At 62.0% G+C, this 21,715-nt stretch carries 21 protein-coding genes; 6 read left to right on the top strand and 15 right to left on the bottom strand.

Annotation, left to right across the window (positions count from 1 at the left end):
• Positions 1-25 precede the first annotated feature (25 nt).
• From HX821_RS22420 to HX821_RS22390, 7 genes are all read right to left on the bottom strand, one after another.
• Positions 26-1,408, bottom strand: coding sequence for a PepSY domain-containing protein (locus HX821_RS22420; protein WP_177036415.1), 1,383 nt, complete (start codon positions 1,406-1,408; stop codon positions 26-28).
• Between the two features lie 116 nt (positions 1,409-1,524).
• Positions 1,525-3,597 (bottom strand): TonB-dependent copper receptor, encoded by a 2,073-nt coding sequence (locus tag HX821_RS22415; protein ID WP_177036414.1) that lies wholly within the window; start codon positions 3,595-3,597, stop codon positions 1,525-1,527.
• 93 nt (positions 3,598-3,690) lie between these two features.
• A complete protein-coding gene (locus HX821_RS22410; protein WP_003217356.1) occupies positions 3,691-4,062 on the bottom strand; it encodes a DUF2946 domain-containing protein in 372 nt (123 codons plus the stop codon).
• 64 nt (positions 4,063-4,126) lie between these two features.
• Positions 4,127-4,609, bottom strand: a complete 483-nt coding sequence (locus HX821_RS22405) for a copper chaperone PCu(A)C (RefSeq protein WP_177036413.1) — start codon at positions 4,607-4,609, stop codon at positions 4,127-4,129.
• 46 nt (positions 4,610-4,655) lie between these two features.
• On the bottom strand, positions 4,656-5,051 hold the full coding sequence (locus tag HX821_RS22400) for a DUF2946 domain-containing protein (RefSeq protein WP_177036412.1): 396 nt from the start codon (positions 5,049-5,051) through the stop codon (positions 4,656-4,658).
• A 97-nt stretch (positions 5,052-5,148) separates the two neighbouring features.
• Entirely contained in the window at positions 5,149-5,436 is a 288-nt protein-coding gene (locus HX821_RS22395) for an addiction module antidote protein (RefSeq protein ID WP_008439033.1), read from the bottom strand.
• A 3-nt stretch (positions 5,437-5,439) separates the two neighbouring features.
• Entirely contained in the window at positions 5,440-5,742 is a 303-nt protein-coding gene (locus HX821_RS22390; RefSeq protein ID WP_008439032.1) for a type II toxin-antitoxin system RelE/ParE family toxin, read from the bottom strand.
• A 644-nt stretch (positions 5,743-6,386) separates the two neighbouring features.
• Between HX821_RS22390 and HX821_RS22380 the strand changes: the two genes are divergently transcribed.
• Positions 6,387-6,626: a DUF6124 family protein gene (locus HX821_RS22380; RefSeq protein ID WP_003217349.1), complete on the top strand. Its 240-nt coding sequence runs from the start codon at positions 6,387-6,389 to the stop codon at positions 6,624-6,626.
• Between the two features lie 58 nt (positions 6,627-6,684).
• On the opposite strand, the gene HX821_RS22375 is transcribed toward HX821_RS22380, so the two are convergent.
• The 4 genes from HX821_RS22375 to cbiE all read right to left on the bottom strand — a co-directional run bounded on the left by HX821_RS22375 (position 6,685) and on the right by cbiE (position 9,501).
• Positions 6,685-7,173, bottom strand: a complete 489-nt coding sequence (locus HX821_RS22375) for a PIN domain-containing protein (RefSeq protein ID WP_003217347.1) — start codon at positions 7,171-7,173, stop codon at positions 6,685-6,687.
• Positions 7,170-7,448, bottom strand: a complete 279-nt coding sequence (locus HX821_RS22370; RefSeq protein WP_177036411.1) for a hypothetical protein — start codon at positions 7,446-7,448, stop codon at positions 7,170-7,172. Before HX821_RS22370 ends, HX821_RS22375 begins: the two co-directional genes overlap by 4 nt.
• A gap of 125 nt (positions 7,449-7,573) precedes the next feature.
• Complete coding sequence (locus tag HX821_RS22365) at positions 7,574-8,299, bottom strand: cobalt-precorrin-6A reductase (protein WP_177022474.1); 726 nt, start codon at positions 8,297-8,299, stop codon at positions 7,574-7,576.
• Positions 8,296-9,501 carry a precorrin-6y C5,15-methyltransferase (decarboxylating) subunit CbiE gene (gene cbiE / locus HX821_RS22360; protein ID WP_177022473.1) on the bottom strand — a complete coding sequence of 402 codons (1,206 nt, stop codon included), beginning with the start codon at positions 9,499-9,501 and terminating at the stop codon, positions 8,296-8,298. The genes HX821_RS22365 and cbiE overlap by 4 nt, the downstream gene beginning before the upstream one ends.
• Positions 9,502-9,596: 95 nt before the next feature.
• Here cbiE and cobG point away from each other — a divergent pair, with 95 nt between their 5' ends.
• From cobG to HX821_RS22335, 5 genes are all read left to right on the top strand, one after another.
• Positions 9,597-10,898, top strand: a complete 1,302-nt coding sequence (gene cobG / locus HX821_RS22355; RefSeq protein WP_371316173.1) for a precorrin-3B synthase — start codon at positions 9,597-9,599, stop codon at positions 10,896-10,898.
• Positions 10,891-11,517: a precorrin-8X methylmutase gene (locus HX821_RS22350; protein WP_003217338.1), complete on the top strand. Its 627-nt coding sequence runs from the start codon at positions 10,891-10,893 to the stop codon at positions 11,515-11,517. Before cobG ends, HX821_RS22350 begins: the two co-directional genes overlap by 8 nt.
• Positions 11,517-12,248: a precorrin-2 C(20)-methyltransferase gene (locus tag HX821_RS22345; RefSeq protein ID WP_003217336.1), complete on the top strand. Its 732-nt coding sequence runs from the start codon at positions 11,517-11,519 to the stop codon at positions 12,246-12,248. The genes HX821_RS22350 and HX821_RS22345 overlap by 1 nt, the downstream gene beginning before the upstream one ends.
• A complete protein-coding gene (cobJ, locus tag HX821_RS22340) occupies positions 12,248-13,888 on the top strand; it encodes a precorrin-3B C(17)-methyltransferase (RefSeq protein WP_177036410.1) in 1,641 nt (546 codons plus the stop codon). Before HX821_RS22345 ends, cobJ begins: the two co-directional genes overlap by 1 nt.
• A gap of 302 nt (positions 13,889-14,190) precedes the next feature.
• Positions 14,191-14,982, top strand: coding sequence for a hypothetical protein (locus HX821_RS22335; RefSeq protein ID WP_102606174.1), 792 nt, complete (start codon positions 14,191-14,193; stop codon positions 14,980-14,982).
• A gap of 1 nt (position 14,983) precedes the next feature.
• Here HX821_RS22335 and HX821_RS22330 read toward each other — a convergent pair whose 3' ends face one another.
• The 4 genes from HX821_RS22330 to purH all read right to left on the bottom strand — a co-directional run bounded on the left by HX821_RS22330 (position 14,984) and on the right by purH (position 21,699).
• Positions 14,984-15,580, bottom strand: a complete 597-nt coding sequence (locus HX821_RS22330; protein ID WP_003217330.1) for a MarC family protein — start codon at positions 15,578-15,580, stop codon at positions 14,984-14,986.
• A 203-nt stretch (positions 15,581-15,783) separates the two neighbouring features.
• Positions 15,784-18,558, bottom strand: coding sequence for a hybrid sensor histidine kinase/response regulator (locus HX821_RS22325; protein ID WP_003217328.1), 2,775 nt, complete (start codon positions 18,556-18,558; stop codon positions 15,784-15,786).
• A 102-nt stretch (positions 18,559-18,660) separates the two neighbouring features.
• On the bottom strand, positions 18,661-19,953 hold the full coding sequence (gene purD / locus HX821_RS22320; RefSeq protein ID WP_003217326.1) for a phosphoribosylamine--glycine ligase: 1,293 nt from the start codon (positions 19,951-19,953) through the stop codon (positions 18,661-18,663).
• Between the two features lie 138 nt (positions 19,954-20,091).
• Positions 20,092-21,699: a bifunctional phosphoribosylaminoimidazolecarboxamide formyltransferase/IMP cyclohydrolase gene (gene purH / locus HX821_RS22315; RefSeq protein ID WP_003217323.1), complete on the bottom strand. Its 1,608-nt coding sequence runs from the start codon at positions 21,697-21,699 to the stop codon at positions 20,092-20,094.
• Positions 21,700-21,715 lie beyond the last annotated feature (16 nt).

Here is a 21,715-nt window from a genome sequence, read left to right as displayed (position 1 = left end):
CTCTAGGTAGGGCATCTCGTCTGTTTCACGCTGAACCTGAGGCAGATTCACGTTGGCCAAACCACCGTGAAAGCACCAGGCGATCCAGTGCCCAGACCACGATCAGCGAGGCGCCCACCAGCGGAAAGACAATCGCCAGCCCGAGCATGATCACCATCGCGGTTTTCCATTTCGGCAGGTCATGGCGCAACGGTGGAACCCCCAGGCTGCCCTGTGGCCGACGCTTCCACCAGATCACCACACCGCTGACGGCGCTGAGCAGGATCATCAGGCAAATCAGCAGCACGATGATCTGATTGACCACGCCAAACATCTTGCCTTCGTGCAGCATCACGCCCGATTCGGTAACCCGCGCCACGCTGTTGTAGTGCTCCCAGCGCACATCGGCCAGGACCTTGCCGGAGTATTGGTCCACATGCAGGGTGGCGTCATTGCGCGGGTCGTTGGCGAACACCGCGATGGTGAACACGCCTTCGGCAGTGGTGGGGAAGGTGATGCTGTAGCCGGGCTCGACCTTGCGTGAGTTGGCGAGGTCGACCACCTGTTGCAGGCGGATGACCGGGGCGGCGGGGCCATGGCTCATGCCGGCGTGGTTCATGTGCTCGGCATGCTCGCCAGACATCGGCATCGGCGTGTTTTCCATGGCCCACGGCACGGTTTGTTGGCTCGCGGTGTTGAGGCTGCGGGCCTGCTGGTCGGACTGCGGCACGTTGTTCCACATGGCCGCCGGGAATTTATTCCACAGCTCGGCGTATTGCTTGCCCCAGAAGCCGGTCCAGGTCATGCCGCTGAGCAGCATCACCAGCAGGAACGCCGCGCCCCAGAAACCGGCAACCGCGTGCAAATCGCGCCAGAACAAGCGGCCGCGACTGCCCAGCCGCGGCCACAGAATGCCCGCCGCCGACTTGCCTCGCGGCCACCACAGATACACGCCCGAAATCACCAGCATCACGCCCCAGCCGGCGGCCAGTTCCACCAGGCGATCACCGACGGTGCCGATCATCAACTCGCCATGCAGCGCGCGGGCGATGGCTTGCAGGTTGTACTTGGCGTCCTGTTCGCCGAGCACGGTGCCGCGATACGGGTCGACGAATACAGTCACTTCGCGCCCGTCGTTGTGCATCACGAATTGCGCGCTGCTGGTGGCGTCGGCAGGTGGCAGGTACTTGCTGATCTTGCCTTGTGGATAGGCAGCCTGGGCACGTTGCAGTTGCTCGTCGGCACTCAGCGCGTGTTCGGCGCTTTGCACGGTCAGCAGGTTGCCGTACATCAGCGGGTCGAGTTGAGGTTTGAACAGGTAGATGATGCCGGTCAGGGCCAGCAGCACCATGAATGGCGCGACAAACAGCCCGGCGTAGAAATGCCAGCGCCAGGCCAGGTTGTAGAAGGAAATCTTCGGTGGGTTCATCAGGGTGCTCCGCAAAGGCTTGGATTTTTTGTGTTATCGAGGACGCCATCGCGGGCAAGCCCGCTCCCACAGGGGAATGCATTGCAACTGTGGGAGCTGGCTTGCCTGCGATGCGCTTAGAAACTCATGTCCACCTTGGTCCAGAGCGTGCGCCCCGGTTCCTTGATGGCTTGCGGGTCATTGGCCGGGTAGCCGAACCCGGCGTTGCCGGCCAGGTTCAGGTGCTCGGCGTACGCCTTGCCGAACAGGTTGTCGACGCCGGTGCTGACCTTGAAATTCTTGTTGATGCGATACGCCGCGTTCAGCGAGAACACGCCAAACCCCGAGCTTTTGTCGAAGTCCTTGCCCACCACGTTGCCCTTGTTCTGGTCGATGCGGTTTTGCGCCGCGACCACCCGCCACAAGGCGCCGGCGCTCCAGTCGTCCTGGCTGTAGGTGAGCCCGAAGCGCGCATCCAGCGGCGGGATCTGCGGCAGCGGTTTGCCGTCGCTGGTGTTCTTGCCCCAGGCGTAGGCGAAGGTGGCATCGGCCTTCCAGTTGGCGGTCAGCTTGTAGGCTGCGCCCAATTCACCGCCCATGATCCGCGCGTCCACATTGCGCGCCTGGGAGGTGGTGCCCATCATTCCCGGCTGGTAGTCGAACAGGATGAAATCACGCACCTGGCCGACGTAGCCCGAGGCCCAGGCATCGAGATCGGCGGATTTGTATTGCAGGCCAAAATCCAGCTGGGTGGTTTTTTCAGGCTTCACACCGTCGAAGGCATTCACGGAACCGACCGACCCGGTGTCGGGAGAAAACAGCTCCCAGTAATCAGGGAAACGCTCCGAATGCCCAAGCCCTGCGTACAGGGTGGCAGGGCTGTCCGCCAGATCGTGCTCGTAGCGCACAAAGCCCGACGGCAGCGTATCGGCGCGGGTTTTACCGGCGGTGGGGTTGGGGCTGCTCATCATCCCGGAGATGATGGTTTGCCGGAAATCCTTGGCCGAGGCGCGGTCGACGCGGGCGCCGGTGATCAGGCGGTCGCGGTCGGCGGCATACCAGGTCAGTTCGCCGAACACCCCGTAGTTGTGGAAGTTGGCGTCCTTGCTGCGGGGCAGGTCCTTGTAGGTGTCGACGCCCATGGCGCTGCGTTCGCGGTGTTCGTTGGTTTGTGCATCAATGCCGCTGATCAACTGCACATCGGCCCAGCGCCACGTGGCCTTGATACGGGCGCCGAGGGTGCGGCGGTCGACGTTGGCCGCCATGGGACCGGCCATCATCCCGGTGCCCGACGGGACGCGCAGGGTGTAGTTGTCCATCACGTGGTCGGCGTAGTTGTAGTAGACCTGCGCTTCGACCTTATCCAGCACCTCGCCGATGTTCGATTTCTCGACGCGCAATCCGAGGCTCTCGCGCAAAAACTGCGAACCGTCCATGCCACGCCCGGCGTAGCGGGCTTCGCCATCGCCACGGCCGGCGGTGAGTTCCAGCAGGGTGTCGGCGTCCGGGGTCCAGCCCACGGCCACGTCGCCGTTCCACTTGTCGTAGCGCGAGGCGACGGTGTCGTTGTTGCCGTCCTTGTAGTCATCGGCGTGGGCCTGGTTGCCGATCACCCGCACATAACCCAGCGGCCCGCCGGCTGCTGCGTCGACGACTTTGTCGAAACGCCCGTTGGAGCCCGCCAGGATGCTGGCGTTGACCCGCGTGCCCAGCTCGCCGAATTGCTCGGGCTCGCGCTCGAACAGGACCGTGCCGGCTGAAGCGCCCGGGCCCCAGAGCACGGTTTGCGGGCCTTTGATCACGGTGAGCTTGTCGTAGGTTTCCGGTGAGATATAGGAGGTGGGCGCGTCCATCCGGCCGGGGCAGGCGCCGAGCATCATGCTGCCGTTGGTGAGGATGTTCAGGCGCGAACCGAACATGCCCCGCAGCACCGGGTCGCCGTTGGTGCCGCCGTTGCGCACCAGGGCGAAGCCGGGGATGGTCTTGAGGTAGTCGCCGCCATCGCTGGCGGGCACCGGTTGGCGCGGGTCTTTCGGGTTGGTGACGACGGTCAGTGGTGAGCTGGGGGCAATGGCGGTGATCACCGTCGGGCTCAGTTCGTTCTGGTCGGCAGGCTCGTCGGCGTGGACCTGAGGAACCAGCAGCGCGCCACACAGAACGGCGAAAACGGGAGTACATCCCAAACGGGTGTCAGCAGAAAACCTGGACATGAAAAATTCCATCATTCATTCGTAAACAACACGGCCAGCAGCCTGCGGCTGTCTGTCTAAAGTCGGCCGGGGTGAAGTAACGGTGTGAAGTGCTTACGCGATGATGGGCGGGGCGCGGCTGCGGGCGCCGGGGAACACGGTTTGCCGGGCATGGCCCAGGCGTGGGGCGGGGGTCAGGGCGTTGGCGGGCGGCGGGCTGCCGAGGGTGACAAACGACACGCTGCCAGGCAGCGCCGGGCAACTGAAGAGCAGGCTGCAATAGCCGCACTTTTCCCAGAGCACGTGGTGTTCGTCGGGTGCTTTGTGGTGATCGGTCGCAGGCTTGGCGGCGCCATGGCAGCTCGGCGCGTCCATGGACATTTCCATCGACATGCCGGCGTGATGATCCATCGGCATCGCTTGGGAAATCAGCGGACCGATAAAGATCATCAGCATGGCGAACAGGCTGATCCAGCTGCCGCGCATAAGGCCTACAGGCTTACGGCGGTGCGGGGACAACCTGGCGCGTGGGGCGCCCATCGAGGTTTATCTATTGGGCGTGCATGTGTTCGTGGCCGGCCATGGGCGGCTGCTTCTGCACTGACACTTCCACCTTCACTGGCCCGGCCTTTTCAAAGTTCAGGGTCAGCGGAAAATGCTGGCCGTCGCGCAAAACGCTGCGGTCCTTCAGGTCCAGCAGCATCACGTGGTAGGCCATGGGCGCGAACGTCAGGTCACCTTTGGCCGGCACCGCGACGCTGGTCACCTGCTGCATCTTCATCAGATCGCCCTGCATCACATGCTCATGCAGTTCGGCCTTGGCGGCCACGGGCGTGTCGACGCTGAGCAAGCGATCCGCTTGCTCGCCCTGGTTATGAATCACGAAATACGCCGCGACGGTCGGCGCATTGGGCGGCAGTTCCTGAGACCAGGGTTCGCTGACCACCAGTTCGCCGACCTTGAAGTCTTCGGCATTGGCAGCAGCACACACCGGCAGCAACAACGCAGCCAGAAGCAGGGAAGATTTGAGCATGGCAGTTCTCCAGAACGGTTCTAAACGCAGTTCACTTGCGAAGAAATCAGACCGTTGGAGAGGCGCGGGGGTTAAGGCTCGGCCATTGCTGGCGCGGGGTGGGGGATTGCAATGACGGCGGCGGCAGGTCTTGCACCGCGTCGAATCTTGCGAAATACAGTGTTGGTGAATGCCCCGGCAGCGCCACTAATGGCGCCGAGCCCGAGCAGCACCAGCAATGCTGCATGGTGGAGTGATCGTCTTGCTGCGGCGCCGGAATCTCCAGCTTGCCCAGGGCAATGGCCGTCAGCTTGTTGGCATTGGAGGAGCAGAAACTGCCCCACAGCAGTTGCTTGACCGGGTCATCCGCCTGCTGCATCGCACTCGCCAGCGGCATGGCAAAGGCGTTGAACAGCACTGCAAGGCAGGCGATCCAGGCAATTGCAAAGCGTTGACGGGCCATGGCGGACAATCCGTAGGGTTAAGCGATCAGGTGGGTATTTAGCCTGATCGGGGAGGATAAGTAAAAAGGGGCGGTGTGGTTTGGTGTCGCAGTGCTATCAACCAGCTGTGGCGTGCAGCTTCAGGCCGAGCGCTTTCATGACCTTCATGATAGTCGCGAACTCGGGATTGCCAGTGCTGGAGAGGGCTTTATATAAACTTTCGCGTCCGAGGCCTGCGTCGCGGGCTACTTGAGTCATGCCTTGGGCGCGGGCGATGTTGTTGAGGGCTGAACGAATAAGCAGTCCGTCACCGGCATCCTCCTCGAAGCACGCTTCAAGATACTCGGCCATATCTTCAGGAGTCTTGAGGTGTTCCGCTATGTCGAAGTCTGTAAATTCAGTCATGGCTTACTCCTTTTTTTCAAAGTCTGCTGCAATTTGCTTAGCGCGCTGGATATCGCGTTTCTGCGTTGATTTATCGCCGCCTATCAACAACAGGTAAACCACCTCCTCTCTACGAGTGAAATAAACCCGGTATCCAGGACCGTAGTGGATGCGCATTTCCGAAACGCCATTTCCTACTGTCTCACAGTCTCCGAAGTTGCCTGATTGTGCGTTATTCAACCTTGCCAGTACGCGTGCACGGGCCGGTTTATTGTTTAACGAATCAAGCCACTCCAGGAAATGCTTGGATTTCTTGAAGTGAATCATCTTGGATCGTATTCCTTGGGATACAGAATGACAAGTCACGATGCTCCGCAAAAGCAGTGCATCCCCATCGCAGACTCTGGTGCAAAACTGCGGGAGGGGAGCTTAGGGCGAGGGCTTTTGGCTGAACCAGCCGGCTGGTTCGGAGGGGGGTGTAAGGCGAATCAGTTTTTAAAGCGAGGTTGTCAAAAGGATGTCGATGATTGAGGCGCTTTCCTACGAGGTCATTGCACCTTGCGATACAGGCGACTCGGTCTTCCTGCTGGAACGAGGTGATGCTATCGCAGGCAAGCCAGCTCCCACAGTTTGGATTGTGTTCGATTCGAATGTGGAGGCCCTCCACAGAAATTTCCGACAGTGATTGGCGGTTGTCTCTAGGAAACTCAATCTCTAGTCTCCGAACACCACTGCTAACTCAGTGGTCGGGCGTCGCGGCCCGGATTTCTTCAGACGCAAAAGCGTCATCGTGTCCTTTCAGTTGGCGCTTTTTTATCGTCTACTGTGCGGCGCTATGGTGGCTGTGCGCGGGATACCTTCGGGTATGCCGGTGTTCTGGAGAGCCGGTCCGCGAACCCGCGTTCAGCTACCACCCCCATCGCATCGCGGCGATCAGTGGTAGCTCCTTTGTACTTCTCCGGAGCTTCACAATGATTAAACCTACCCCCAATCCCCCTTTTCGGCTGTTCACCGTAGCCGACGGAATCAGCACCGAAGACCTGTTGGTCAACCTCATTGAAACACTCGCCTCGGCCAATGCGCTGAGTTGCGACTTGGCGTTTAGCCTGGAAGGATCGAAGCGAGAGGAGTTGTTGGGCGTCGCTCAGTTGATCGAGCTGGCGGAGTTACTGGCTGATCGGGTGCACGAAGGTGGCGGAAAACGCATTTAACACTTCGATGATCGATCGTTCCTGCGCTGATGTGTGGGAATGATCCCGTGAGACGCCTTTAAACGTCCCAGCTTGCTTCCCGTATGTGATTAAAGTTCACGACATCTACGCTGTGCTGATGAGCAAATCCAGCGACTCTTAGGTCATCTGTCAAAACTAGATAATTATCTTTGGCTGCACAGATAATACCGACGTCGGTAAGTCCGTAGGGCGACAGCTCATAATCGCAACTTATATCAAGAGCAGGGCAGTGAATCTCAATGACTGTCGATAATGATTTTTTTAATGTTGCGTAGAAGTCGTGTAGCTTGCTCCCATAAAGCCCGTTTGTAAGGTTGCTGACTTCCGCAAGTATATGAGGAGTTGAAATAAGCTTTTCGAATTGATCAATCACGTTAAGCAGAAGTTTGTAATCTTTGGCGGTGTACCCGCTTGTTCTTTTGAAGCCTGCAATACTGGGTGTGCCTCCGATCAGTGCCAAGAGCAGCAGGTTAGTGTCGACTATGATTCCTTTTCTTCGATATTGCCGGATATATGTTTCGATCATACTTCGCGGATCTTCATGGAGCGGAACTCGCCAGTCTCCGAGTCAATGAAGAATGTTTTATATTTTCTTGCGTACATTTGTCCCGCTAAAGATGCGCCTAATCGTTGATAGTTATCAGGGGCTGGAACATTGAAGCCAAGTGTTATTGCCCACGTTTTGTCGCCTGGGTTTAACTCGACTTCCTCAAGCATCAAGTCCTGAAGCACTGTTTCCTGGCCGAGAAAGTCATTGGCTGCTGCCTTGGCAACTTGCACGGCTTCTTTGACGTCTATCATGTCAGCTCCTGAATAGAATTGAGTCTGGCTTGAACTGTTTCTGGAGTGTAGCACTTCATGTTGTGGATTCATCGCCGTCCCTTTAGTCACAAATAGAGTTGATAGAGGTGGGCGATGATCCTGATCTATCGAATGAAATCTGCCAATAACTCGATTGTTTCTGCGGGCGACAAAAGCTCCTGATCCACCGCCACCAACACCGGCCGCCTCAACACCAACACCGGCACCCCCCGCTCCCGTGCCACTTCCAGCTTCGGCTCGGTAGCCGTGCTGCCGCTGTTCTTGCTGATCAGCACATCAATCTGCCGCCGCTCAAACAGCGCCCGTTCATCCTCGATCAAAAACGGCCCACGGGCGCCAATCACTTCGCAGCGTTCATTGCCGGGGTACACATCCAGTGCGCGCAGTGTCCAGAACTGCTCGGCGGGGATTTCGTCGAGGTGTTGTAACGGTTCACGGCCCAGCGTGAACAGTGGTCGCTTGAAGGGTTTCAGAGCTTCAATCAACTCCGCCCAGTCACCGACTTCGCGCCAGTCATCACCCGCCTGTGGCTGCCACGCCGGGCGGCGCAGGGCCCAGCAGGGAATGCCACACACACCCGCAGCACGGGCGGCGTTGGCGCTGATCTGTGCGGCATACGGATGGGTCGCGTCCAGCACCAGCTCGATACCTTCATCGCGAATGAACTGCGCCAAACCTTCCGCGCCGCCATAGCCACCGACGCGCACCTGGCACGTAAGGTCGGTGGGAACGCGGCCAACACCCGCCAGGCTGTAGATATGTTCGGGCCCCAGTGTGCGGGCGATGGCCAGGGCTTCCGTCACGCCGCCCAACAGCAGGATGCGTTTCATAGCGGCTTGATCACTTCCAGCAGGGTGATCGGCAGCGCCTGGCGCCAGGTATCAAAGCCCCCCAGTGGCTGGGCCTGGGCCACATGAATGCGGGTCAGCTCGCCGCCGTGTTGTTCGCGCCAGGCCATCAGGGTCATTTCACTTTGCAGGGTCACGGCGTTGGCCACCAGCCGGCCGCCCGGGCGCAGGTGTTGCCAGCAAGTGTCGAGCACGCCGTCGCGGGTGACGCCGCCGCCGATGAAGATGGCGTCCGGCGCTTCCAGCCCGTTCAGGGCGTGGGGCGCGGTGCCGCGAATCAGTTGCAGGCCGGGGACGCCAAGGGCATCACGGTTATGTTCGATCAACAGTTGCCGGCCTTCATCGGCCTCGATGGCCAGGGCGCGGCAGCTGGGGTGGGCGCGCATCCATTCGATCCCGATGGAGCCGCTGCCCGCGCCCACGTCCCACAGCAGTTCACCGGGCATCGGCGCGAGGCGGGCGAGGGTCATGGCGCGCACGTCGCGCTTGGTCAGTTGGCCGTCGTGCCTGAAGGCCGAGTCCGGCAGCCCTGCCAGGCGTGACAGGCGCGCTGTGTTGGCGTCGGCCACGCAGTCGATGGCCAGCAGATTCAACGCGGCAATCGGTTCGCCAGGCCAATCCCGGGCGATGCCGTCGATGCGCCGCTCATCCGGCCCGCCGAGGTGTTCAAACACACTCAGGCGACTTGCGCCAAACCCGCGCTCGGCCAATTGTGTGGCAATCGCCGCCGGGCTCTGGCCGTCATTGCTCAGCACCAGCAAACGCACGCCGCTGGCCAGATGCGCATTCAGCGCCGCCATCGGCCGGGCAACCACCGATAGCGTCACTACCTCTTGCAACGGCCAGCCCAGACGCGCCGCCGCCAGGGACACGGAAGAGGGCGCCGGCAGGATCAGCAGCTCATTGGCGGGCACCTGCCGCGCCAGGCTCGCACCCACGCCATAGAACATCGGGTCGCCGCTGGCCAGCACGCACACCGCTTCACCACGCCTGGCCAGCACCGGCTCCAGGGAAAACGGGCTGGGCCACACCTGGCGTTCGCCACGGATGCACACCGGCAACAAGTCCAGCTGGCGTTGCCCGCCAATAATGCGCGAGGCGCGCAACAGGGCGTGCCGGGCGTTTCTGCCCAGGCCCTTGAAGCCGTCTTCACCGATGCCTACTACCGTCAGCCAGGGCGACATATGAATTCCTTGAACGACATCCGACGGGCAGGCTTTTCATGCCGCCGGACAAAGCAGGCATAATACCGCGCCTTTACCCGTGAACCGGTAGCCCCGTGAAACCAATACCACCGTCCAATACCTTGCGCCCCTCGGCCTGTCCGGGGTTGCTGCGTATTGTCCAGGCGTTGGATGGCGGGATTTGCCGGATCAAACTGGCGGGCGGTTCGATCCGTGCCGAGCAGGCGTTTGCCGTGGCCGACGCCGCTCAGGCCCATGCCGGCGGGGTGATCGAGGCAACCAACCGCGCCAACCTGCAAATTCGCGGGATAGGTGCCGAACAGGATGGATTGATCGCTGCCTTGCTGGCGGCTGACCTAGGCCCCAGGAGCGCCGCCGGTGACGATGTGCGCAACCTGATGCTCAGCCCCAGCGCGGGCATCGACCGCGAGATGCTGTTCGACACACGGCCGCTGGCTGACGAAATCCTCGCCACCCTGGAAACCCACCCGCGCTTCCATGAACTGTCGGCCAAGTTCGCCGTGCAACTGGACGGCGGTGAAGGGCTGGCGATGCTCGAGCATCATCACGACCTGTGGCTGTCGGCATTCGACGCCAACGGCGAGACGCTGTTGGCGTTCGGCCTGGCAGGTTGCCCGGCGCAGGACGCGCCATTGGCCGCCGTGCCTCTGGCGCAAGGGCATGCACTGGTGGTGGCGGTTCTGGAGCTGTTCCTTGAACTGGCCCGGCCCGATCAAACCCGCATGCGCCACCTGCTGGTTGAAACGGCTGTGGATAACTTTCTCGGGCGGCTAAACCTGCCCTTGCAGCCGGTTGACGGCTTTTCACGCCATTCCAACCCCGCGCCGCTGCACCTGGGAAGTTATCCACAGCGCAAAAAAAACCAGGTCTACGTCGCCGCCGTCGCACCCTTGGGCCGCCTGGATTCGGCGATGCTCAGGGGCGCCGCGCAACTGGCCGTTGACCATGGCGACGCCACCCTGCGTGTCACGCCATGGCAGGGCCTGCTGCTGCCCAATATCCGTGACGCGGCGGCTGTCACCGAACGCCTCGAACAGCTTGGCTTTTTGTGTTCGGTGGACCAACCCCTCGCACGGATGATCGCCTGCACCGGCGCCGGCGGTTGCGCCAAAGGCCTGTCCGACACCAAGGCCGACGCCGTGCAACTGGCCGCGCTTGCGCCCGGCCACAGCGTGCACCTGTCCGGCTGCCCGCGTTCCTGCGCGGCCGCACACACCGCGCCGGTCACCCTGCTGGCGGTAAGTCCCGGCCACTACGACCTCTATTTTCGCGACGCAGGCCTACCCGGTTTCGGCCGCCTGCACGCGCGCACTCTTTCTATTGAAGCGGCGGGCGCCTTGTTGCGCGCTCACCCACGGAGCAACACCGATGATTGATTACATCCGCGACGGTCAGGAGATCTATCGCAACTCCTTCGCGATCATTCGCGCAGAAGCCCGGCTTGATCGCATCCCTGCCGACCTGGAAAAACTCGCGGTGCGGGTGATTCATGCCTGCGGCATGGTCGACGCCATCGACGGCCTGCAATTTTCCGAAGGTGCCGGCAAGGCCGGGCGCGAAGCCCTGGCCGCTGGCGCGCCGATCCTGTGTGATGCGCGGATGGTCTCCGAAGGCGTGACCCGTACGCGCCTGCCGGCCAACAATCAGGTGATCTGCACCCTGCGCGACGACAGCGTGCCGGAGTTGGCCCGCGAGCTGGGCAACACCCGTTCCGCCGCCGCCCTGGAGCTGTGGCGCCCGCACCTGGAAGGCAGTGTGGTGGTGATCGGCAATGCGCCGACAGCGCTGTTTTACCTGCTGGAAATGCTCGACGCCGGCGCGCCAAAACCTGCACTGATCCTCGGGTTCCCGGTGGGTTTTGTCGGCGCCGCCGAATCCAAGGCGATGCTGGCGGCAGACAGCCGCGGCGTACCGTTCGTGATCATGCAGGGCCGCCTGGGCGGCAGTGCGATGGCCGCCGCCGCGGTCAACGCCTTGGCCACGGAGGTCGAATAATGCCGGCACGCGGACGTTTGATCGGCCTGGGCGTAGGCCCCGGCGATCCGGAACTGATTACCCTCAAAGCTCTGCGCCTGCTGCGCGAATCGCCGGTGGTGGCGTACTTCGTGGCCAAGGGCAAGAAGGGCAACGCTTTCGGCATCATCGAAGACCATTTGGTGCCCCAGCAAACCCTGATGCCGCTGGTGTACCCGGTCACCACTGAAGTGTTGCCGGCGCCGCTGTCCTACGAGCAAGTGATCAGCGATTTCTACGACACCGCCAGTGTCGACGTTGCGGCACACCTGGACGCGGGGCGCGATGTGGCGGTGATCTGTGAAGGCGACCCGTTCTTCTACGGCTCCTACATGTATTTGCACGACCGCCTGGCCGAGCGCTACGAAGCCCAGGTGATCCCGGGTGTGTGCTCGATGCTCGGTGGCGCCTCTGTACTGGGCGCACCGTTGGTGTATCGCAACCAGAGCCTGTCGGTGCTTTCCGGCGTGCTGCCCCATGACGAACTCAAGCGTCGCCTGGCGGATGCCGACGCGGCGGTGATCATGAAGCTGGGGCGCAACTTCACCAAGGTGCGTCAGGTACTGGAAGAATTGGGATTGGCGAGCCGGGCGTTGTACGTCGAGCGCGCGACCATGGCCAATCAGAAAATCGTCGCCCTGGATCAGGTCGATCCGACGTCCTCGCCGTATTTCTCGTTGATCATCGTTCCCGGTGAAAGGTGGCAAGGCTGATGACGGCTCCCGCGATTGTCATCCTGGGGCAGGGCAGCCTCGCCACGGCCCGCGCTATCCAGCAGGTGTATCCCGACGCACTGATCCACGGCCTGGCCGGGCGGGTCGAGGGCGCAGATCAGGCCTATAACGAATTCGGCGCCAGCGTGCGCCAGTTGTATCAACAGGGCACGCCGATCATCGCGCTGTGCGCCGCCGGGATTGTGATCCGCACCCTGGCGCCGCTGCTGCTGGAGAAGGGCGTCGAGCCTGCTGTGCTGGCGGTTGCCGAAGACGGCAGCGCGGTGGTGCCGTTGCTCGGTGGCCTCGGTGGTGTAAACGTGATGGCGCGGGAAATCGCCGCTGCCCTGGACGTTGCCGCCGCGATCACCACCAGTGGCGAGCTGCGTTTTGGTACCTGCCTGCTTAACCCGCCCCATGGTTATCAGCTGGGGGATCTGGAACTGGGCAAACGCTTTGTCTCGGATTTGCTGGCTGGCGAATCAGTACGCATTGAAGGCGCGGCGCCGTGGCTGGATCAGGCCAACTTGCCCCAGGATCAACAGGCGCGCCTGGCGATTCACGTCGGCAGTGCCGAGCGCACACCTGCGGCCAATGAGTTGCTGATTTATCCGAAGACGGTGCTGGTTACCTGCCAGCCGGGGCCGCAACTGGCCGGGCGAATTCGTGCGGCGTTGCAGGATGCCGGGCTCGCCGTGCAGTCCCTGGCTTGCCTGCTGGCGGCTGAAACGGAGATGGCCGATTCGTCATTGCACGAAGCGGCGTTGGAGCTGGGCGTGCCATTGCGCTTCGCCGATCTGGCGCCTCAGGCGGACATCGCGATCACGGTGGCCGAGGCTCCTCTGGACCCGTCCCTGATCGGTCGTCCCCGTGGCCGCCTCGCGGTGATCGGTCTGGGCCCCGGCGCTGCCGAACTGATGGTACCGGCAGTAAAAGCCGAGCTGGCCCGCTGCACCGACGTGCTGGGTTACGAAACCTATGTGCGCATGGCCGGGCCGTTCCGCGCGGACCAGATCCAGCATTGCACCGACAATCGCGAAGAGATGCAGCGCGCGCGTCATGCCTTTGAGCTGGCGGCGCAGGGGCGTTCGGTGGTGGTGGTGTCTTCGGGTGACCCCGGTGTATTTGCCATGGCCGCTGCGGTGATCGAAGCCTTGCACGAGTCCGGCGACCCGGCCTGGCATCAGGTCGACCTGGAGATTTTGCCGGGCGTGTCGGCATCCCTCGCCACGGCGGCCCAGGCAGGTGCACCGCTGGGGCATGACTTCTGTGTGATGTCACTGTCGGACAACCTCAAACCCTGGTCGATCATCGAGAAGCGCCTGGACCTGGCGTCCCAGGCCGACCTGGCGCTGGCGTTCTATAACCCGATTTCCCGTGCGCGGCCCTGGCAGTTGGGACGCGCCCTGGAAATCGTCGCGCAGCACCGCACGCCTGAAACACCGGTGGTATTGGGCCGTGACATCGGTCGCCCGGGCCAGACCCTGCGAGTCACCACCCTGGGGCAACTGACGCCGGAGCAGGTGGACATGCGCACCATGGTGCTGATCGGTTCGTCCACCACCTGCGTCTTTGCGCGGGCAGGTGGTGGCGAGTGGGTCTACACGCCACGTTGGTACGGCGAGAAACCCGCCTCCTGAAAACAACGGCGGCCCCGCCATGGGGCCGCCTTGAAACGTCAGTCATTGATGCCGGAAAGGTCTGCTTGCCGAGGTTTTTTTGCATCGGCTCAAGTCATACCTTTCTCTACGGCTTGAAGAAAAGCACGGCGCTTTTGTGTGCCGCCGCCTCATCCCCAGCGTTTACTCAGCTGCGCCGCCTGCAGTGATTTTTCCTGCGGGTCGTGGCGCGTCCCGTGGTCAATTTCCAGCAGCTCAAAATCCCCGGCAAGTCGACTAGTGTTGGCGTTGAGCCCCATGTTGGGGGTTATGGAGAAATGGCTATGGAGCGAAACAACAAACGGATCAACAGCGCAAAAAGGAGGAAGCTGATTGCCGCTTACCGGCTTCCGGGCGCGCCCGGCCTGGCGTCGGGGTTGAGCGCGCCGGTGAAGCCCGAGGCGGATGATGAGCTGGACGCGGCGGTGGTGAACAACAGCGTCATGTCGTTTGTGCAAGGCATGACCAGCCTCAACAAGGAGTACACCCGCAAAAGCTATTTGCTGGCGAGCAGCTACGTCAGCGATGTGCTGCGGGTCGCCCGGGGCACAGAGGCCTGGTACAACGAATTCATCAAGGTCATGAGCAGCCTCGGCTGGATGCCGGTCAGGAGCAGTTTCGAGCGGGTGTACACCTCTCGCAAGGGGCTGTCGGTACAGCTGGCGGCGCTGAACCTGATGGCGGCCACCGTGGCCTCGACGTTTCTATCGGGGCCGCTGATCAGTGTATTGCCCAAACGGGTGGCGGAGGCGGTTGAAGCCTTGAAGCAGCTCCCGGCCTCATTTGAGTTATTCAAGCGAAATACCACCACGCGTGACGGTGGCGATTTCGGCTTGGCGTCCTGCTCGGAAATCGCCGGGGAAGTTTCGATGGTGCTGGTGACGTACAGCTCCCACGGCGTCAGCAAGCAACTGGGCATACCGTTTCTGGAGTGGGACAGTGCATCCGTCGAGGCCTTCAGTGGCCGCACGTGCCTGGTGCTGAACAGCTCGGTGGTCAACGAAGACACGATTCAACTGCTGCGGGACAGCGCAGGGGACAAGGTCCGCCTGGCTATCGCCAACTACAGGATTTGATCTACGGCACCAGGTAACCGCGTACACCGGTGAAGATGATTTGTGCGGCCAGGGCGCACACGAACAGCCCCATCAACCGGCTGACAATCTGCAAGCCCTGGTCGCCGAGGATGCGTTCGATACGGTTGGACAGGTACAGCACCACGCCCACCGTCAGGCTGGCCAGGGCGATACTGAGGATCGCGGTGATCTTGTCGTCCCAGTGCGGCTGGCTGACGCCCATCACCAGCAGCGCACCGATGGTGCCGGGGCCGACGGTCAGGGGAATGGTCAGCGGCACGATGGTCACGTCCTGCTGCACGTTGTCGGTCTGCACCGCTGACTTGCCCTGGGCCATGCCCAGGGCCGAGATGAACAGCACACTGCCTGCGCCGATGCGGAAGGCGTCGACGGTGATGCCGAACACACTGAAAATCACCCGGCCGAACAGGTAGAGCAACACGCTCGATACCAGGGTGGCGAGGGCCACTTTCCAGGCCAGGCGCCGCCGCTCCTTGCTGGAGTAACCGCGAGTCAGGCTGATAAAGCAGGAGAGCACGAAGAAGGGGCTGTAGAGCACCAGCATCTTCAGGTAAACGCTGAATAGCACGTGGAGCATGGTGGGAGCTCGCAGCGAAGGAGGGCGAGCGGGAGTTTATCAGGCCTGTGGCTGAGCGCTATCTGTGAAGCGACAACAATCCAATGTGGGAGCGGGCTTGCTCGCGAAAGCGGTGTGTCAGCCAATACATGTTTGACTGACACACCGCTTTCGCGAGCAAGTCGCACCGCCGCTCCCACATTTTGATTTGCGTCATGCATGGGTCAGGTGGGAGCGTGCTCAGGGCGCTGTTGGCGCTGTGCCACCCAGTACTCCACCAGCTCGCGCAATTGCGACAACTCCACCGGCTTGGCCATGTGCCCGTCCATCCCGGCCTGGCGTGCACGCTCTTTATGTTCCGAAAGAATGTGCGCGGTGAGTGCCACGATTGGCGTACGAATCCGCTGGTTGCTGACCTCCCACGCGCGCAGTTGCTGGGTCGCGGAGAAGCCGTCGAGGATCGGCATTTCACAGTCCATCAACACCAGGTCGTAGCGCTGGGCCTTCATTGCCTGCAGGGCTTCTTCGCCGTTGCTGGCGGTGTCCGGCTGCAGGTTGAGCTTGCCGAGCATGCCGCGAATCACCTTGGTGGAGATGCTGTTGTCCTCCGCCACCAGGATCCGGAAATCACTCGGCACGGTCACCGGGGCCGGCGCGCTGATCGCCGGCTGGCGTGGTTGCACGGAGCCCTTGCTGCGCTGGGTCAATTCATCGGCAAGGGTGGTCTTGAGGGTATAGCCGGCCACGGGTTTGGCGAGGATGCGCTTGATCCCGCAGTTGCGCGCGATGATCTTGCTCGGCGCATTGCTGATGCCGGTGAGCATGATCAGCAGGATGTCGTGGTTCAGGCTCGGGTCTTCCTTGATCTTCGCCGCCAGTTGCATGCCGGTCATGCCGGGCATGTTCTGGTCCAGCAGCACCACGTCGAAATAGTCCCGCAGGTGCGCCTTGGTGCGCAGCAGCGCCAGGGCTTCCTTGCCCGAAGGCACGGCACTCACGTTCAGGCCCCAGGCCGTGCATTGCTGCACCAGCACTTTGCGGCAAGTGTCGTTGTCGTCCACCACCAGCACGCGCGCGCCCTTGAGCGGGCCGTCGAGGTCGGAGGTCGGGTGCTCCAGGCGTTCCGGGTCCAGCGGCAAGGTCAGCCACAGGGTGCTGCCTTGCTGGCTGCCACTTTTGATGCCGAATTCGCCGTTCATCAACAGGATCAGCTGGCGGGCAATGACCAGGCCCAGATGGCCGCTCAGGCGGGTGGCAGAGAGGAAGTTTTTGCTGTGCAACTCGCTGTGCAGCAGGGCGTCGCGCTCGGCGGGTTCCATCGGCAGGCCGCTGTCTTGCACGGCAATGCGCAGGCGCGGTTTGCTGCTGCGCTCGTCCAGTGCGACGACGATCAGTACTTCGCCTTCATCGGTTTTTTGCAGGGCATTTTCCAGCAGGCTCAACAGTGCCTGGCGCAGCCGCGTCGGGTCGCCGCTGATCACCCGGGGTACCTGGGGCTGGATAAAGCTGATCAGCTCGACGTTCTGCTGCTCGGCCTTGGCGCGGAAAATACTCAGGCAGTCTTCGATCAGCGCGTTGAGGTCGAACTGCACATCGTCCAATTCGATCTGCCCGGATTCCAGCTTGGAGATGTCGAGAATCTCGTTGATCAGGGTGAGCAGTTCGTTGCCGGCGCTGTGGATGGTTTGCACGTAGTCGCGTTGCTTGACTGAAAGCGGGGTGCCCAGCAGCAGTTCGGTCATGCCCAGCACGCCGTTCATGGGGGTGCGGATTTCGTGGCTGATCTTCGCCAGGAATTCGGCCTTGGCGGCGATTTCGGCGTTGCTGGCCGCCAGGTCGCGGCTGAGGCTGAAGTTGTCTTCGGTGATGGCGCGCTGGCGTTCGCCCAGGGCCAGGCTCATCAACAGGCCACTGAGGCAGATAAAGCCGAGCAGGGTGATGATCAAGCCTTGTGGCGGCACCAGCGTCAGGCCCAGCAAGGCCGGGAGAATAATCAGCGTGCCGATGTTGAAGATCACCATCGCCAGCATGAACAGGCGCGCCGGGCGGTAGCCCTTTTGCCAGTGATAGGCCGAGACGAACAACATGCTCAGGCCGGCCAGCGCCACCAGGGCGTAGGTGATGATGTTCAGGGGCAAGGTGTTGACGAACAGCAGCAACAGGCCGGTCAGGACGATCAGCAGGATGTCGGCCATCAACAGCTTGTTCAGCGGATGCGGGCCCAGTGGCGCAAAGAAGCGGTAGGCAAACATCAGCCCGCACGGCGCGGTCAGCAGCAGGGCGAGGTAGGCACCGGGGGTTTGTACCGCGTGCCAGTTCGGCAACCACGGGCCCAGCACGTTGAGCAGCAGCGCAAGGCTGAGCAGCAACAGCAATTCGCAGGCGGCGAGCCACAGGCTGCTGCGGGAGCGATGGTAGGCGTAGCGGGTGAGGTTGTGCAGGATCAGCATCACCAGGCAACCGAACAGCAGCCCGTAGATCAGCGTCTGGTTCTGGTTGGCCGCAGCCAGCACGGCCGGCTCAAGGGTGATGTAGGGGCGCAGCTCGTGTTCCGAGACCATGCGCAGGTACACGTCCAGCGGCTTCTGGCTTTGCGGCATCGGCAGCATGAAGTCGCTGCTGGGCAGCGGGCGCTCGGCCTGGGGCTGGCGGGTGCCGGTAGCTTCCTGCTCCACCAGGGTGTCGCCGTCGAGTACATACAGGTTCAGGTGTGACAGGTCAGGGGCGAATACCCGCAGCACTTGCTCGTGTTTGCCGGGTTGCAGCCTGAAGCGTACCCACAACGCACCGTCCGGTTGCGCGGCGGTAATCCGGTCCAGTTCGATGGGGCTGAATTGATTGATGTAGCGGGGCGAGCGGATGTCGCTCAGTTGCAGATCGGCCTGTTCGTCAAGCAATACTGCCCAGCCACTGCCTTGTGCGGCGGCCTGGGCCGGGAGCAAGCAGAGCAAGGTCAGCAGACTGACAGTGAAACCTATGGCGATCCTGAGCCAGCGCACGGCGAAATCCCTTCGTAGGTTGATGCATGGGTATAACTATGCGCGGGGCCACAAGCGTAGGGCAAGGGCCAGAGGCCCCTGCCTAACCGAACGGATAGCTGTTTACTGACTTTCGCCACGCTCACGGGCAATGGCGCGGTAGCCAATGTCGGTGCGGTAGAAGCAGCCTTTCCAGTCGATCTTCGCCGCCAGCTTGTAAGCCTGTTGCTGGGCGGCATCTACGCTGCTACCCATGGCGGTTGCGCACAGTACGCGACCACCGGCGGTGACGACCTTGCCATCCTTGAGCGCGGTGCCCGCGTGGAACACCTTGCCTTCCAGCGTAGCAGCCGCGTCCAGACCTTCAATCACATCGCCCTTGGCGTAGTCGGCCGGGTAGCCGCCGGCGGCCAGCACGATGCCGACGCTCGGGCGCGGGTCCCACTGGGCTTCGACCTTGTCCAGGGCCTGGGCCAGCGCAGCTTCAACCAACAGCACCAGGCTCGATTGCAGGCGCAGCATCACCGGTTGGGTTTCCGGGTCGCCGAAGCGGCAGTTGAACTCGATGACTTTCGGATTGCCGGCCTTGTCGATCATCAAGCCGGCGTACAGGAAACCGGTGTACACATTGCCTTCGTCGGCCATGCCGCGCACGGTTGGCCAGATGACCAGGTCCATCACGCGCTTGTGCACTTCGGCAGTCACTACCGGAGCAGGGGAGTAAGCGCCCATGCCGCCGGTGTTCGGGCCGCTGTCGCCGTCACCCACACGTTTGTGGTCCTGGCTGGTGGCCATCGGCAGTACGTTCTTGCCGTCGACCATCACGATGAAGCTGGCTTCTTCGCCGTCGAGGAACTCTTCGATCACCACGCGCGAACCGGCTTCACCGAAAGCGTTGCCGGCGAGCATGTCGCGCACGGCGTCTTCGGCTTCAGCCAGGGTCATTGCGACGATCACGCCTTTACCGGCGGCCAGGCCGTCGGCCTTGATCACGATCGGTGCACCGACTTCACGCAGGTAGGCCAGGGCCGGCTCGATCTCGGTGAAGTTCTGGTAGTCGGCGGTCGGGATCTTGTGGCGCGCCAGGAAATCCTTGGTGAAGGCTTTCGAGCCTTCCAGTTGGGCAGCGCCGGCGGTTGGGCCGAAGCAGTCCAGGCCGCGGCTGCGGAACAGGTCCACAACGCCAGCTACCAAGGGCACTTCCGGGCCGACGATGGTCAGGGAAACGTTTTTCTCGGCAAAGTCCGCCAGTTGCTCAAGGGCCAACACGTCGATGGCGACGTTTTCGCACTTGGCTTCAATGGCGGTACCGGCGTTGCCGGGGGCGACGAAAACTTTCTGGACACGTGGGTCCTGGGCAACTTTCCAGGCCAGGGCGTGTTCACGGCCACCGCTGCCAATGATCAAAACATTCATTTCAAAAACCTCGGATGACGCTGAATTCTGACCGTTCCCACGCTCTGCGTGGGAATGCCTCTTGTGACGCTCTGCGTCACGCTTTGGGACGCGGAGCGTCCCGGGCTGCATTCCCACGCAGAGCGTGGGAACGAGCAATCAGTGACGGAAGTGGCGCATGCCGGTGAAGACCATGGCAATGCCGGCTTCATCAGCCGCTGCAATCACTTCTGCGTCACGCATCGAGCCGCCCGGTTGGATCACGGCGGTAACACCGGCTTTCGCGGCGTTGTCCAGGCCATCACGGAACGGGAAGAATGCGTCGGACGCCATCACCGAACCCTGCACCTGCAAGCCGGCATGTTCCGCCTTGATCGCAGCGATGCGTGCCGAATTCACGCGGCTCATCTGGCCGGCGCCGACACCGATGGTCTGGCGGTTCTTGGCGTAGACGATGGCGTTGGATTTAACGTACTTGGCGACTTTCCAGGCGAAGATCAGGTCGTTGATTTCCTGTTCGGTCGGGGCGCGCTTGGTCACCACTTTCAAATCGGCGCTGCCGATCATGCCGATGTCGCGGCTCTGTACCAGCAAGCCGCCGTTGACGCGCTTGTAGTCCCAGGCAGCGGCACGCTCGGCCGACCACTCGCCGCACGCCAGCAGGCGCACATTGGCCTTGGCGGCAACGATGGCGCGAGCCTCTTCACTGACGGATGGCGCGATGATCACTTCAACGAACTGACGCTCGACGATCGCCTTGGCGGTCTCGGCGTCCAGCTCACGGTTGAAGGCGATGATGCCGCCGAAGGCCGACTCGGTGTCGGTGGCGTAGGCCAGTTCGTAGGCCTGGCGGATACCGCCTTCAGCGTCCGGGCTCACGGCCACGCCGCACGGGTTGGCATGCTTGACGATCACGCAGGCTGGCTTGACGAAGCTCTTCACACATTCCAGCGCGGCGTCGGTGTCGGCCACGTTGTTGTACGACAGCTCTTTGCCTTGCAGTTGGGTCGCGGTGGCGATGCCGACTTCAGCAGGCTTGGCCTCAACGTAGAACGCCGCGCTCTGGTGCGGGTTCTCGCCGTAGCGCATTTCCTGGGCCTTGATGAACTGGCTGTTGAAGGTGCGCGGAAACTGGCTGCGACCTTCTGTGCTGAGGGTTTCAGCGGCCTGGTTCACGGTGCCCATGTAGTTGGCGATCATGCCGTCGTAGGCAGCGGTGTGTTCGAAGGCCTTGAGCATCAGGTCGAAGCGCTGGGCGTAGGTCAGGCCGCCGGCTTTCAGGCTTTCCAGTACGTTGGCGTAGTCGCTGGCGTTCACCACGATGGCCACGTCTTTGTGGTTCTTGGCTGCCGAGCGAACCATGGTCGGGCCGCCGATATCGATGTTTTCGATGGCGGTCGGCAGGTCGCAGCCTGGCTTGTTGATGGTGGCTTCGAACGGGTACAGGTTAACGGCCACCAGGTCGATCGGCTTGATGCCGTGCTCGCTCATGATGGCGTCGTCGATACCGCGACGACCGAGGATCCCGCCGTGGATTTTCGGGTGCAGGGTCTTGACCCGACCGTCCATCATTTCTGCGAAACCGGTGTAGTCCGCCACTTCCACTGCGGCCACGCCGTTGTCCTGCAGCAGTTTGAAGGTCCCGCCGGTGGAGAGAATCTCCACGCCCAGGGCTTCCAGCTCCCGGGCAAATTCGAGGATCCCGGTCTTGTCGGAGACACTGATCAAGGCACGGCGGATCGGCAGGCGGGTAGTCTGGTCGGTCATTTCAATTTCCATCAAA

The sequence above is a fragment of the Pseudomonas sp. B6001 genome (assembly GCF_013386015.1).
GTDB lineage: Bacteria > Pseudomonadota > Gammaproteobacteria > Pseudomonadales > Pseudomonadaceae > Aquipseudomonas.
This window is presented reverse-complemented; position numbering and strand designations above follow the sequence as displayed.